At 33.2% G+C, this 14,139-nt stretch carries 13 protein-coding genes; 9 read left to right on the top strand and 4 right to left on the bottom strand.

The genetic code is table 11. From position 1 onward, the window contains the following. Window positions 1–21 precede the first annotated feature (21 nt). From gndA to HMPREF3239_RS05535, 3 genes are all read left to right on the top strand, one after another. The gene (gene gndA, locus HMPREF3239_RS05525) at window positions 22–1,428 is read left to right on the top strand and encodes an NADP-dependent phosphogluconate dehydrogenase (RefSeq protein ID WP_070854988.1); all 1,407 of its coding nucleotides are present in this window, start codon (window positions 22–24) and stop codon (window positions 1,426–1,428) included. Between the two features lie 356 nt (window positions 1,429–1,784). Then, window positions 1,785–2,780: a LacI family DNA-binding transcriptional regulator gene (locus HMPREF3239_RS05530; protein ID WP_070854989.1), complete on the top strand. Its 996-nt coding sequence runs from the start codon at window positions 1,785–1,787 to the stop codon at window positions 2,778–2,780. 12 nt (window positions 2,781–2,792) lie between these two features. Continuing rightward, window positions 2,793–4,439 (top strand): glycoside hydrolase family 13 protein, encoded by a 1,647-nt coding sequence (locus HMPREF3239_RS05535; RefSeq protein WP_070854990.1) that lies wholly within the window; start codon window positions 2,793–2,795, stop codon window positions 4,437–4,439. Window positions 4,440–4,686: 247 nt separating this feature from the next. On the opposite strand, the gene HMPREF3239_RS05540 is transcribed toward HMPREF3239_RS05535, so the two are convergent. Together HMPREF3239_RS05540 and zwf are read right to left on the bottom strand one after the other, a co-directional pair. Beyond that, window positions 4,687–5,550, bottom strand: a complete 864-nt coding sequence (locus HMPREF3239_RS05540) for an AraC family transcriptional regulator (protein WP_070854991.1) — start codon at window positions 5,548–5,550, stop codon at window positions 4,687–4,689. 321 nt (window positions 5,551–5,871) lie between these two features. Further along, complete coding sequence (zwf, locus tag HMPREF3239_RS05545) at window positions 5,872–7,356, bottom strand: glucose-6-phosphate dehydrogenase (RefSeq protein ID WP_070854992.1); 1,485 nt, start codon at window positions 7,354–7,356, stop codon at window positions 5,872–5,874. Window positions 7,357–7,591: 235 nt separating this feature from the next. On the opposite strand from zwf, the gene rnz reads away from it, so the two are divergent. Further along, window positions 7,592–8,512 (top strand): ribonuclease Z, encoded by a 921-nt coding sequence (rnz, locus tag HMPREF3239_RS05550; RefSeq protein ID WP_053029462.1) that lies wholly within the window; start codon window positions 7,592–7,594, stop codon window positions 8,510–8,512. A gap of 93 nt (window positions 8,513–8,605) precedes the next feature. On the opposite strand, the gene proC is transcribed toward rnz, so the two are convergent. Continuing rightward, window positions 8,606–9,421, bottom strand: a complete 816-nt coding sequence (gene proC, locus HMPREF3239_RS05555; RefSeq protein WP_070854993.1) for a pyrroline-5-carboxylate reductase — start codon at window positions 9,419–9,421, stop codon at window positions 8,606–8,608. A 351-nt stretch (window positions 9,422–9,772) separates the two neighbouring features. On the opposite strand from proC, the gene HMPREF3239_RS05560 reads away from it, so the two are divergent. Next, the gene (locus HMPREF3239_RS05560) at window positions 9,773–10,528 is read left to right on the top strand and encodes an SDR family NAD(P)-dependent oxidoreductase (RefSeq protein WP_070854994.1); all 756 of its coding nucleotides are present in this window, start codon (window positions 9,773–9,775) and stop codon (window positions 10,526–10,528) included. A gap of 14 nt (window positions 10,529–10,542) precedes the next feature. Continuing rightward, the gene (locus HMPREF3239_RS05565; protein WP_070854995.1) at window positions 10,543–10,785 is read left to right on the top strand and encodes a hypothetical protein; all 243 of its coding nucleotides are present in this window, start codon (window positions 10,543–10,545) and stop codon (window positions 10,783–10,785) included. A 140-nt stretch (window positions 10,786–10,925) separates the two neighbouring features. Here the strand turns inward: HMPREF3239_RS05565 and HMPREF3239_RS05570 are convergent, their stop codons facing one another. After that, window positions 10,926–11,834 (bottom strand): aldo/keto reductase, encoded by a 909-nt coding sequence (locus HMPREF3239_RS05570; RefSeq protein WP_053029459.1) that lies wholly within the window; start codon window positions 11,832–11,834, stop codon window positions 10,926–10,928. An 81-nt stretch (window positions 11,835–11,915) separates the two neighbouring features. Here HMPREF3239_RS05570 and HMPREF3239_RS05575 point away from each other — a divergent pair, with 81 nt between their 5' ends. The 3 genes from HMPREF3239_RS05575 to xerD all read left to right on the top strand — a co-directional run bounded on the left by HMPREF3239_RS05575 (window position 11,916) and on the right by xerD (window position 13,994). Beyond that, window positions 11,916–12,458: an NUDIX hydrolase gene (locus HMPREF3239_RS05575; RefSeq protein WP_070854996.1), complete on the top strand. Its 543-nt coding sequence runs from the start codon at window positions 11,916–11,918 to the stop codon at window positions 12,456–12,458. Between the two features lie 104 nt (window positions 12,459–12,562). Continuing rightward, window positions 12,563–13,009 (top strand): ferric iron uptake transcriptional regulator, encoded by a 447-nt coding sequence (locus HMPREF3239_RS05580; RefSeq protein WP_011275714.1) that lies wholly within the window; start codon window positions 12,563–12,565, stop codon window positions 13,007–13,009. Between the two features lie 97 nt (window positions 13,010–13,106). Then, window positions 13,107–13,994: a site-specific tyrosine recombinase XerD gene (gene xerD / locus HMPREF3239_RS05585; protein WP_070854997.1), complete on the top strand. Its 888-nt coding sequence runs from the start codon at window positions 13,107–13,109 to the stop codon at window positions 13,992–13,994. The last annotated feature ends 145 nt before the right edge of the window (window positions 13,995–14,139 follow it).

The raw sequence follows: 14,139 nt of genomic DNA on the forward strand, positions 1-14,139 counted from the left end.
TGAATGAGAGAGGTAAGTAATATGACTCAACAAATAGGTGTAGTAGGTTTAGCTGTAATGGGAAAAAACCTGGCTTGGAATATCGAATCACGTGGGTATAGCGTATCTGTATTCAACCGTTCAAGTGAAAAAACAGATGAGATGGTGAATGAATCTAAAGGTAAACAAATCCACCCAACATATTCTTTGGAAGAATTTGTGAATTCATTAGAAAAACCACGTAAAATTTTATTAATGGTCAAAGCTGGTCCTGCAACAGATGCAACAATTGACAGTTTACTGCCATTATTAGATGATGATGACATTTTAATTGATGGTGGTAACACTAATTATCAAGATACAATCCGTCGAAATAAAGCCTTAGCTGAAAGTGGTATTAACTTTATCGGTATGGGCGTATCTGGTGGTGAAGTAGGTGCCCTTACTGGTCCTTCATTAATGCCAGGCGGTCAAGAAGCAGCTTACAATAAAGTAAGTGATATATTAGATGCCATAGCTGCAAAAGCTAAAGATGGTGCATCATGTGTAGAATATATAGGACCAAATGGTGCAGGCCACTATGTTAAAATGGTTCATAATGGTATTGAATATGCAGATATGCAACTTATCGCAGAAAGTTATGCAATGATGAAAGATTTATTAGGCATGTCACATGAAGACATCTCTAAAACGTTTAAAGAATGGAATGCCGGTGAGTTAGAAAGTTATTTAATTGAAATCACAGGTGATATCTTTACTAAATTAGACGATGACAATGAAGCACTTGTTGAAAAAATCTTAGATACTGCAGGTCAAAAAGGTACAGGTAAATGGACTTCTATCAATGCTTTAGAATTAGGTATTCCTTTAACAATTATTACTGAATCTGTATTTGCGCGTTTCATTTCATCAATTAAACAAGAACGTGTAAATGCTTCTAAAGAATTAAATGGCCCTAAAGCAGAATTTACTGGTGATAAAGAAGCATTCTTAGAAAAAATCCGCAAAGCTTTATACATGAGTAAAATTTGTTCATACGCACAAGGATTTGCGCAAATGCGTAAAGCTAGCGAAGAAAATGAATGGAATTTAAAACTGGGCGATTTAGCAATGATATGGCGTGAAGGTTGTATTATTCGTGCTCAATTCTTACAAAAAATTAAAGACGCTTATGATAATAACTCAGAATTACAAAACCTTTTATTAGATCCTTATTTCAAAGGTATTGTCACAGAATATCAAGATGCGTTGAGAGACGTAGTAGCAACAGGTGTGCGTAACGGTGTACCAACACCCGGATTCTCTGCCAGCGTAAACTACTATGATAGTTATCGTTCTGAAGATTTACCAGCAAACTTAATTCAAGCGCAACGTGATTACTTCGGGGCACATACGTATGAACGTAAAGATAAAGAAGGTATCTTCCATACACAATGGGTTGAGGAATAATCACTAATACTTTAGAGAAGCGCCTAAGACTTAAATAATATATTGATGCTATTTTGCAAAATCAAAGTAGCTGACTGTATTAAAAATGAACTTGTAACAAGCTTCTTTCAAACCAACTCGAGACTCTTGAAAACAGCATTTCATCAAGAAATGCGACAAGCTAAGCAAGCTGGGAGTGAGACAGAAATATATTTTGAAACAATACTATTTCTGTTTCACTCCTCTTTTTTTGCATTTAGTGCAAACGATTGCACAAAATGATTGACTTACAATAATGAATTCTATACGATAAAAATATAGATGAATCTGAAAGCGTTTACTATGAAATCTTAGTGAGGTGATATACGACGGTTACAATTAAAGATGTTGCAAAAGAGGCTAATGTAGCTACATCTACAGTATCAAGAGTCATACAAAACAATCCGAAAATTAGTAATTCGACTACTATTAAAGTCAAAACAGCTATGGCCAAATTAGGTTACATTCCTAATCAAGCGGCGAGAACATTAATAACAAATAAAACATTGACTATTGGATTAATACAAAAAAGTTCTGCACTTGAAATACGTCAAAATCCCTTTAATAGCGATGTTCTCAACGGTATCAATCAGGCATGTAATCGAAGAGGCTATTCAACTAGAATGACTGTATCAGAGAAAAGCGCTGACCTATACGAAGAAGTAAAGACAATGATTCAATCTAAAAGTGTAGATGGCTTTATTCTTTTGTATTCTTTGCAAGATGATCCTGTAGAACGACTACTTCATGAGTTTAATGTGCCTTATCTTATCATTGGGAAATCTTTAAACTATGATCAAGTCATACACATCGATAATGATAATGTCGATGCAGCTTATCAATTAGCAAAGTATTTGTATCAATTAGGTCATCGGTCAATGTTATTTTTACAAGAATCCGGACATTATGCAGTTACAGAAGATCGTACAAAAGGATTTAAACAATACTGTAACGACGTTAACATTCCTATTAACTACGCCGTAATAGCGTCTATCAAAGATTTGCGTGATTGTATAAAACACTATTGTATTGATGTTCGTCATAAGCCTACAGTGATTATAACGTCTGATGCTATGTTAAATATGCAATTATTGAATGTGCTGTATGAATATCAAATCCGCATTCCAGATGATATACAAACTGCTACATTTAATACATCTTTTCTCACTGAAAACGCAACGCCATCACAAACAAGTGTAAATATTAACCCAGATATACTAGGCCTAACAGCAGGTAATACAATCATTGATGTATTAGGGAATAAAGCTATTTCTTTTACTGCAAAAATGATTTCAACTCAAATAGTAGAGAGGGTATCAACTACAAAACGATAAAGGAGCATACTTATGACAAAAAATTGGTGGAAAGAAGCAGTAGCGTATCAAGTTTATCCAAGAAGTTTTAATGATAGTAATAATGATGGTATTGGTGATTTACCAGGTGTAATCGAAAAATTAGACTATCTCAAAGACTTAGGTATAGATGTTATTTGGCTAAGTCCAATGTATAAATCGCCTAACGATGATAATGGTTATGACATCAGTGATTATCAAGATATTATGGATGAATTTGGTACAATGGAAGATTTTGACCGCTTATTAAAAGGGGTACATGATCGTGGTATGAAACTCATATTAGATTTAGTCGTTAACCATACATCTGATGAGCATCCATGGTTTATTGAATCTAAATCTAGTAAAGATAATCCAAAAAGAGACTGGTACATTTGGGCAGACCCTAAAGAGGATGGTTCTGAACCTAATAATTGGGAGAGTATCTTTAATGGGTCAACTTGGCAATTTGATGAGACAACGAACCAATATTACTTCCATTTATTTAGTAAAAAACAACCAGACTTAAATTGGGATAACCCAGATGTACGTGAGGCAGTATTTAACATGATGAACTGGTGGTTTGAAAAAGGTATTGACGGCTTCCGTGTCGATGCTATAACCCATATTAAGAAAACATTTGAAGCTGGCGACTTACCTGTACCAGAAGGAAAGACATATGCTCCAGCCTTTGATGTAGATATGAATCAACCAGGTATTCAGAATTGGTTACAAGAAATGAAAGATGCGTCACTTAGTAAATATGACATTATGACTGTTGGAGAAGCTAATGGTGTTAATCCAGATAATGCAGAAGACTGGGTAGGAGAAGATAAAGGGAAATTCAATATGATTTTCCAATTTGAACATTTAGGCTTGTGGAGTACTGGTGATTCTCAATTTGATGTTAAATCATATAAAACGGTTTTAAATCGTTGGCAAAAGAGACTAGAAGGAATTGGTTGGAATGCACTCTTCATAGAAAACCATGATCAACCTCGACGTGTGTCTACTTGGGGTAACGATAAAGATTACTGGTTTGAATCCGCTACAAGTCATGCAGTTGTCTATTTCTTACAACAAGGTACACCGTTTATCTATCAAGGACAAGAAATCGGTATGACAAATTATCCTTTCGAAAGTATTGAAACATTTAATGATGTTGCTGTTAGAAATGAATATCAAATTGTCAAAGCGCAAGGTGGAGATGTTGATCAATTACTAGATAAATATAGAATGGAAAATCGAGATAACTCACGTACACCTATGCAATGGGATGATAGTCCAAATGGTGGATTCACGGAAGGTGAACCTTGGTTCCCAGTTAACCCGAATTATAAAAAAATCAATGTTGCTCAGCAATTAGAAGATCCGGACTCTGTACTTAACTTCTACAAACAATTAATACAATTAAAAAAATCTCATGATATCTATACGTATGGCCAATTTGATTTGATTGATGCTGATAATGAAAATGTATTTGCATATACAAGACAATTAGATGGCAAAACTGTAGTAGTTGCAGGTAATTTAACTGATAAACAAAGTTCATTAACATTACCTTTTGCTATCGATGATGAAGCAATCAAACTACACAATTACACGAGTCAATTAGACGTAGCAGCACTCAAACCATTTGAAGCATTTGTCGCAGAAATTTAATTTAATAAAGACGAGACTGTGACATAAATAATATCATAATGCTATTTAGCAAATTCGCAGTAGCTGACTGAACTGAGAAGACGCTTAAATCGAGCTTTTCTCAGTTCTAGTCATCCTTGCGGGGGTGGGACAACGAATTTAAAAAGAATTCTGTCCCACTCCCGTCTTTTTAATTAGACTATATTTCTCATTATTTAAGAAATGTAAGTAGATAAAAAGTACTCATTAATACTTATCATCGCATGACTTACATGTCATAAGTTTCTTGTTCAATAGGCAACCATAATTGAATTTTAGTGAATGGGCCCTCAAATGAGATATCAAAAGGATAAATCTCTACATATAAGCTATCTCTTTCATATGGTAAAGTGAGTTGTAGACTGGATTCAATATAATACCAAGCTTCATTTACAGCATAATCGATTTCGCCTTGAAGATTAAATTTTGCATAATGTCTACCAGGCAACACTCTACTTTCTAAATGAGAAGGGTATCTATCACTTGGAACACCTATGAATAATTCTAAACCACGATCTAATGGGCAAGTAATTACAAATAACTCATATGGACTTATATTATTATACCTTTTCAAATCTTTAATTTTACCATCAAGAATTAAATCTTCTAAAAAATCGGGAACTTTATAAGGATTAGATAAATCGTTTGCTTCAATATAACGAACATAACCTACTAATGCTATATCTTCTGTAGTATCTAGTCTATATGGATAAGGCGCTCGTTCAGTCGTTGTTAACTTTATATATAAACGTTCTTGTAATTTTAATTCATCTTTTTTGGTAGATGCTTGAATTGGTGAAATGCCATGGAAATCACTAAAGTCATTCGCAAAATCATTAGAACTATTGTAGTTATACTTTTTTGCGACATCTACTAACCTTGAAGAACTTTGAACCATTTCTTTAGCAGCTGCAGTCATTTTTCTAGCATGCGCATAGTGTTCAGGTGATTGTCCAACAATCATTTTAAATGATTGATCAAGATGGTAAGGAGAAAGACCAACGTAATCACTCAAATCTTGCAAACTAAACGGCTCTAACAAACGATCTTCGATAAATACAATTGCCTGTTGTATCTGCTTGATAACGTCCAAAACTCTCACTCCAATAAATATACAATCATTAACTTTTATTTTACCTTATTTTTTGAAAATATACATCTTAACATGTGCTATATAAAAAATTTTTTGAGAAGAATAGAAAAGGGGAGTGGACAGAATTCTAGAAAAATTCATTCATCCACTCCCAACTTGCTTATTAAAGAAATGTCTTTATGCCGTAACTCTCGCGCGCACAGTTGCTGAGAACCAAGTAAAAGCCTAATTTAAGTACATTCTCAACTCTGTGTACTTGCTCAGAAATCTCAAAATATAATCTTTGCTCCAGACGCATAGTCATAGTTATAAATTGATGATTTATTGAATATCATCCCACCAGTGATTACCGTCTCTACTTAACAATAAATCACTTTCTAATGGGCCATTTGTACCAGACGCATAGTTAGGGAAATTAGGTTCATTCATTGTCCATTCATCTTGAATAACATCCACAAATTTCCAAGTTGATTTTAATTCTTCCCAATGTGTAAAGTTTGTTGCATCACCTTTTAAACAGTCAAAAAGTAAATTTTCATAGGCGTCTACTGTGTTCATTTTATCTTGAGCACTCATAGCATAAGATAATTGTACAGGTTCAGTATCAATACCTTGAATATTCTTTTTCGCGTTTAAATGTAAAGATATGCCTTCATTAGGTTGAATATTGATAACTAATAAGTTCGAGTCTAATAATTTATCAGTTTGATAATACAGGTTCATTGGCACTTCTTTAAATTCAACTACAACTTGAATCGATTTCGACTTCATTCGTTTTCCAGTTCTAATATAGAATGGTACGCCTGCCCAACGGAAATTATCAATAGTTAATCGGCCTGAAACAAATGTAGGTGTGTTTGAATCTTCAGCAACACGATCTTCATCTCGATAAGCGATGACTTTTTGACCATCAATAAATCCTTTATCGTATTGACCGCGTACGAAATTTTGTTTTACTTCTTGTGGGTCTAGTTGTCTAAGTGACTTCAATACTTTAACTTTTTCAGCACGAATATCTTCACTGTTCAAACTAATTGGCGCTTCCATCGCAAGAAGTGCAACCATTTGTAACATATGGTTTTGAACCATGTCCTTCAATGCACCACTAGATTCATAATAACCTCCACGATCCTCAACTCCGAGCACCTCTGAAGACGTTACTTGAATATTTGAAATATATTTGTTGTTCCATAACGGTTCAAACATCGCATTTGAAAAACGTAAAACTTCAATGTTTTGCACCATATCTTTACCTAAGTAATGGTCTATTCTATAAATTTCTTCTTCTTTAAATGATCGTCTTAATTGATTATTTAATTGCTCCGCTGATTTCAAATCACTGCCAAATGGTTTTTCTATGACTAATCGTTTAAATCCATTTGTATCAGTTAAACCTGATGATTTTAAGTAATCTGAAATAATACCGAAGAATTGAGGTGCCATTGCTAAGTAAAATAAGCGATTACCTTTTAATTGATATTTTGAATCTAATTCATTAGAGAAGTTCAATAATGAATTGTAGCTTTGTTCATCACTTACGTCATGTTTAAAATAGTATACGTGTTCCATAAACGCATCAATCTGTGATGTATCTTTAACATGCTTTTGAATAGAACTTTTAACTTGTTCACGAAATACTTCATTCGTGTAATCTCTACGTCCAATTCCTATGATAGCGATATGTTCGTCTAAATTATCTTGTTGAAATAAGTGAAATAATGATGGAAATAGCTTTCTATGACTTAAATCTCCGGTTGCACCGAAAATAGTAATTAAACAAGGAATATGTTTAGAATGTTTACTCAAGTTCAAAACCTCAATTCTTTTAATACTATGATTGTATTATTATAAAATATATTTGCACCGCTTCAAACTTATTTGCCTAATTTTATTGTTTCTACAAAGGCACTTGAATTATGGAATGATGCACAATTTAATATCATTATAACTCAAAATGAAACACATGCATTTATTTTATGACTTTTTATAGCAAAATAAATCACATATGATAAAATATAATGAAAGAAAAGGAGGCATATGCATGGAAGTTACATTCTTCGGAACAAGTGCGGGGTTACCTACTAAAGAGAGAAATACGCAAGCAATTGCTTTAAACCTTGAACCTTTTTCGAATAGTATATGGCTATTTGATGTCGGAGAGGGCACACAACATCAAATTTTACATCATTCAATTAAACTTGGAAAAGTTGACCACATTTTTATAACGCATATGCACGGAGATCACATTTTCGGATTACCTGGTTTATTAACGAGTCGTTCTTTTCAAGGTGGGGAAGATAAGCCATTAACAGTTATTGGCCCTAAAGGATTACAACAATATATTGAGACTTCTTTAAGATTATCCGAATCTCATCTAAATTATCCTATCACATATATTGAAATTGATAATCAGTTTACATATCATCATAAAGGCTTTACAGTTAGTGCCAAATTATTAAATCATGGTATTCCTTCTTATGGTTATCGCATTGAATCACCAACAACGCCAGGGACTATTGATGTCGAAGCACTCAAATCAATAGGTTTATATCCTGGGCCTAAGTACCAAGAAGTAAAGGCTTATGATAATTTTGAACATGAAGGCCAAATTTACAATTCTGAAGATTTCAAAGGACCAGCTAAACCTGGACCAATCATCTCTATCTTTGGAGATACGAAACCTTGTCAATCAGAGTTAAGCATTGCAAGAGATTCTGATGTAATGATTCATGAGGCTACTTATATTGAAGGCGAAAAAACATTGGCCAATAACTATCACCATAGTCATATTGAAGATGTATTTTGTTTGATAAAGCAAGCTAACGTTAAGAGAAGTTTAATTACGCATTTGAGTAATCGTTATAATTATGATGAGATAGATACTATTAGACATCAATTAAAAGCTAATGAAAATGTTCCTCACTTTGAATTTGTTAAGGATTTTGATACATTCAAAATTTAAAACAATATATTTTTAAAATACTAGGTGCAATTTTATTTCATATAAAAGACTGGGGCAATGTAACGCCTCAGTCTTTTATATATATATATTAATTTAATTATCTTCATTTTTTGATAATTCAACACTACGTTGAACTGCTGCATTTAAACAATCTTTAAATATTGCCTCAATATCATGTTGTGATAGGGCATTTAAACCTGCTTGTGTCGTTCCACCTTTAGAGGTAATATTTTTACGCAATTGTTCCATACTTAAATCTGATCTTTCAATCATTTTACTTGTACCGATAATTAAATTTTTAATTGATTCTTCAACTTGATCCTTTCCAAGCCCTAAATCTGTTCCTGCTTTAACATACTGTTCAAAAACATGATATAAGAAAGCTGGACCGCTTCCTGTAATGGCTGTTACTTGGTGTAAATGGTCTTCGTTTACTTCAATTACCGAACCAAACGCGTTAACTAAATCAATAACTTCTTCCTTTGATTTTGGTCCGAAATTCCCAGAAAAACTAATACCTGTCACTGAATGGCCCACTTGGGCATTCGTATTAGGCATGATTCGAGCGATTGGATTTTCAACGTGTAATTGTTCTTGGATATAGTTAATAGGTAAACCAGCCATGATAGAAATAAAGCGATTGTTTTCATTAATAAACGGTTGAATACGTTGAGCTACTTTTTCGAAATCATAAGGTTTAGATCCTAAAAATACATAATCGGCATCTTGGAGTAACTTTTCATCATCATAACTATATTCAACACCTAATTCTTCAGCGAAATTTTTCAAAGCTTCTTCATTAGATTTATTCGTTAAGTAGATATCATGTGACTTCAATTTTTTAGAATTAATAATTCCTTTGAAAATTGCTTGTGCCATATTACCTGCACCATAAAAAACTAATTTCATTGACAACATCATCCTCACTCTTTAATTTATAAACCCATAGTAACATATAAGGGAGTGGGACAGAATTTTTTACAATTCGTCGTCCCACCCCCACAAGGATGACTAGGACTGAAAAAAGCTTGATTTAAGCGCCTTTTCAGTTCAGTCAGCTACTGCGAATTTCAAAATAGTATCATTGTATCATTTATATCTTCATTTTTTACGCATAAGCTTTAGCTTAGGTGATCCTTAGGGGGATTTTTAAAAAAAGTTAGTGTATGCAATTAGATTTAAACTCAATTACTAGAAGACTTTATACACTAAATAGTTTAAGGTAATATAAAATTATTCAAAGTTAGAGAGGAAATGTCTATGATAGGTAAACACTATGTGGTAACTGGTGGTACAAGTGGCTTAGGTCTCGAAATCACTAAACAACTTATTCAAAAGGGCGCGCATGTTACATTACTTGCTAGAAGCAAACAAAAATATAAACACATTGACTTCTCACCATATGAACATAATGTCCAAATGATTCTGTGTGATATGCAAGACAAACATGCAATTAGCCAATTACCTCAATATATCGATACGCAAATAGATGGCATTATTTATAGTTCTGGTTTAGGGTATTTTAAATCAATCAACCAACACACACCTGATGAAATGACTGAAACGTATGAAGTTAATATTATCGGGTTTAATTTATTATTACATGCTTTAATGAACCAATTGTCTCCACACGCGAGTATTGTTGGAATCTCTAGTCAAGCTGCCTTTGTCACACAAGCTAATGCCGCGCATTACGGTGCGTCTAAAGCGGCTTTGAATGCGGTATTAAATGCACTACGACTGGAACACCCATCTTTTCATGTAATGTCTGTGAATACCGGTCCGATTAGAACAGCATTTCATGAAAAGGCAGACCCAAGTCTCGCTTATGCACACAAGTATGACGCAATGATGTTAGATCCAACTTTATTAGCTAATGATGTTATTAAAGGGATCATTGAACGTAAATGTGAAATCAATCAACCTAAATGGATGCACACCACTTTAAAATTATATCAATTATTCCCTAGGTTGCTTGAATCACTTTTTCCATTTTTATTCAAAAACAAACAATAGATCGGAGTGATTGTATGTTATGTTGTGTAAACCATAACGTTAAACAATGTATTGAGAATATGAATGCATTACCACCACATTCCATTTTTACAATTGCAGATTTAATAGGGGAAAATAATTATGACTTACTAAATGCTGACGAACAATCATTCATAAGTTTCAAATTTCATGAATTAATTTTGAGAGGTGAGATCATGAATGTGACGATCAAAGACGAAAATCACAATGGTCATTACACTTACTATAAGCAGTATTAGAGTTAGATTTGAGTTGTAATAAAAAGGCGGGAGTGGGTCAAAATTCTTTTATGAATTCTTAGTCCCATCCCGCACTGTGGTTTAGCAAAACAGTATTTTTACATCATTTATGTCTCAAACGCTTCTGTATTATAACTACATTATTTTAAATGCTGTGTGTATTCTAAGTTTTTCACTCTGTCACGAGCTGCTTTTACTTGATCAAGGCTTACATGTTTATTGTAATTATTAACATTTTCTTCTAATTGTTGTGGTGAGCTAGCGCCAACGATGATTGCACCAAGTGCATCGTGAGATTTTAAATATTCAAAAGATAAAGCACTAAGATTACTTTCTATTTCTTTAACTGAAGCAATCGTTTCGCCTAAATCATGATGTGTATAATCAAATATGCCCTCACTGAATTTATGATCTAGGGCATCAATACTATTAGAAGTTAACAGTCCTTTAAACACAGGGCCACGTGCTAATACTTTAACACCATTGGCATGTATGTCATTCAGTAATTGTTCTGGTCGATTATCAATTAAATTGAATTGAGACATAATTGTCTCGATTTCACTATGTTTTAAATAATAATCGATAACATTAGGACGGATTGAAGAAATACCATAGGCTTTAATAATACCTTCTTGTTTTAACTCATTAAATGCACTGATTGTTTCATCTAATGGATCATCTATCGTTCCACCATGTAATTGATATAAATCGATATGGTCCAATCCTAATCGTTGTAAAGAACCTTTAACACTTTCCTTAATATATTGTTTAGATGGATCCCATGTAGTCCCGCCATCTTCAGTAGGACGATTTCCTACCTTCGTTCCAATTATAATATCATCCCGATTTTGATATTTTTTTAAAGCTTTGCCTACAATTTCTTCATTAATGCCTCGGTCATAAATATCTGCAGTATCAAAATACGTAATACCACTTTCAATTGCTTTTTCAATGATAGGTTCAGCCTTGGCAAAATCTGTACCTAGACTCATACATCCTAATCCTAATTCTGAAATTTCGATGCCACTCTTTAAAATATTCTTTTGCATGTCCAATCTCCTTTCGATACACTTTAAGTAACGCATTCATCTTACCAATTTATATACTGAATTAAAAGGGACGTGAATTTTTTGGAATTTAATGAGAAAACTTTCGATAGAACTGTTATTTACAATGGTAAAATTATTGATTTAGAAATACATGATGTAGAATTGCCTGATGGGAATACATCTAGAAGAGAATTAGTTTATCATAACGGTGCGGTAGCAGTTTGTGCAATAACGCCAAATGATGAGGTATTACTTGTTAAACAATTTCGTAAACCAGTTGAAAAAGCATTATTAGAAATTCCAGCTGGAAAATTAGAACAAGATGAAATACGTGAAGAAGCTGCTAAACGCGAATTAGAAGAAGAAACAGGTTATGTTGCAAATAACTTAGAATTTGTTACTGACATGTATGGTTGCCCTGGGTTCACCAATGAGAAACTTACGATTTATTTCAGCAGTAACCTAAGTGAAGGTCAACTCAATCTAGATGAAGATGAGTTTGTAGAATTGCATAAAGTGCCTATTTCAGAAATAAAAGCATTACTTGATAATCATGAAATCGAGGATGCTAAAACAATCATTGGGTTGCAGTATATATTATTAAATTATAATCATTCTAATTAAGTGCTGTAAATAGCTTGCATTTAATTGAAAATATTGGTAATTTAGTAATTGAAATATTTTCAATTTAAAATGATTATAATTATTAATAGAGGAGTGTCGCTCCCATGGAAGAACGATTAAATCGCGTAAAACAACAATTACAACAATCTTCATATAAATTAACACCACAAAGAGAAGCTACTGTCCGTGTTCTAATTGAAAATGAAAAAGACCATCTTAGTGCTGAAGATGTATATTTGAAAGTAAAAGACAAAGCACCTGAAATAGGTTTAGCTACTGTCTATAGAACTTTAGAACTTCTAGCCGAAATAAAAGTCGTCGATAAAATTAATTTTGGTGATGGTGTTGCTCGTTTCGATTTAAGAAAAGAGGGCGCTAAACATTTCCATCACCATTTAGTGTGCATGGAATGTGGTAAAGTAGATGAAATCCATGAAGATTTACTACCACAAGTTGAAGAAAGAGTCGAAACAGAATATAACTTCAAAATTTTAGATCACAGATTAACGTTTCACGGTGTTTGTGCTGAATGCCAAGCAAAAGGAAAATAAACAAATAATAGGCTAGGACAATTTCAAATGATTGTCTTAGTCTTTCTTAATATCACATCATAGTTTAATGTGAGTCTATTCAAATAGAGGTGTTGTAATGGAAACAATTATTGAAGAATATTTAAAATTTATACAAATCGAAAAAGGCTTAAGCGAGAATACGATAGGTGCCTATCGCCGAGACTTAAAAAAATATCAAATATATATGCAAGAAAACAAAATTGCGCATATTGATTTTATTGATAGACAAACGATTCAAGAATGTCTAGGTCATTTAATAGATCAGGGGGCTTCTGCTAAATCTATTGCGCGATTTATTTCAACGATTCGCAGTTTCCATCAATTTGCGCTACGTGAGAAATATGCAGCGAAAGATCCTACAGTTCTTATTGAAACGCCTAAGTACGAGAAGAAACTTCCAGATGTGTTAGATGTTGAAGAAGTGATTCAGTTACTTGAAACACCAGATTTAAATAAAAATAATGGATACCGCGACCGTACAATTCTCGAATTATTATATGCGACTGGAATGCGTGTGACTGAATTAATACAAATCGAGATAGACGATGTTAATTTAATTATGGGGTTTGTAAAAGTGTTTGGTAAAGGGAACAAAGAACGTATCATCCCATTAGGCGATACTGTAATCGAATATCTAGACACATATATCAATTCTGTTAGACCTCAATTACTTAAAAAAACAGTCACTAACGTGCTTTTTTTAAATATGCATGGACGACCATTGACACGTCAGGGTATTTGGAAACTAATTAAACAGTATGGTTTAAAGGCAAATATCAATAAAACATTGACACCTCATACGTTAAGACACTCATTTGCAACACACCTATTGGAGAATGGTGCAGATTTACGTGCAGTTCAAGAAATGTTAGGTCATTCTGATATTTCGACTACACAATTATATACACATGTTTCTAAAACTCAGATTAGACAGATGTATAATCAATTCCACCCAAGAGCATAAAAGAAGTAAGTATTTATAGTAATGATTAATTTTAGATAGAGGATTACTTAAAAGGAGATTGGTTTATATTAACGAATGAGGAGAGGGTCGTAGAGACTGACTATTTCTGTATCCCCAGCTTGCTTTGCTTGTAGAATTTCTTTTT

It is taken from the genome of Staphylococcus sp. HMSC34C02 (assembly GCF_001838705.1).
Classification (GTDB): domain Bacteria; phylum Bacillota; class Bacilli; order Staphylococcales; family Staphylococcaceae; genus Staphylococcus; species Staphylococcus borealis.

Excerpts from the sequence above, each read along its gene's own strand:
- HMPREF3239_RS05565 (WP_070854995.1), top strand. The coding sequence starts at position 10,543 with ATGTTATGTTGTGTAAACCATAACGTTAAACAATGTATTGAGAATATG.
- rnz (WP_053029462.1), top strand. The coding sequence starts at position 7,592 with ATGGAAGTTACATTCTTCGGAACAAGTGCGGGGTTACCTACTAAAGAG.
- HMPREF3239_RS05580 (WP_011275714.1), top strand. The coding sequence starts at position 12,563 with ATGGAAGAACGATTAAATCGCGTAAAACAACAATTACAACAATCTTCA.
- xerD (WP_070854997.1), top strand. The coding sequence starts at position 13,107 with ATGGAAACAATTATTGAAGAATATTTAAAATTTATACAAATCGAAAAA.
- HMPREF3239_RS05560 (WP_070854994.1), top strand. The coding sequence starts at position 9,773 with ATGATAGGTAAACACTATGTGGTAACTGGTGGTACAAGTGGCTTAGGT.
- gndA (WP_070854988.1), top strand. The coding sequence starts at position 22 with ATGACTCAACAAATAGGTGTAGTAGGTTTAGCTGTAATGGGAAAAAAC.
- proC (WP_070854993.1), bottom strand. The coding sequence starts at position 9,421 with ATGAAATTAGTTTTTTATGGTGCAGGTAATATGGCACAAGCAATTTTC.
- HMPREF3239_RS05535 (WP_070854990.1), top strand. The coding sequence starts at position 2,793 with ATGACAAAAAATTGGTGGAAAGAAGCAGTAGCGTATCAAGTTTATCCA.
- HMPREF3239_RS05570 (WP_053029459.1), bottom strand. The coding sequence starts at position 11,834 with ATGCAAAAGAATATTTTAAAGAGTGGCATCGAAATTTCAGAATTAGGA.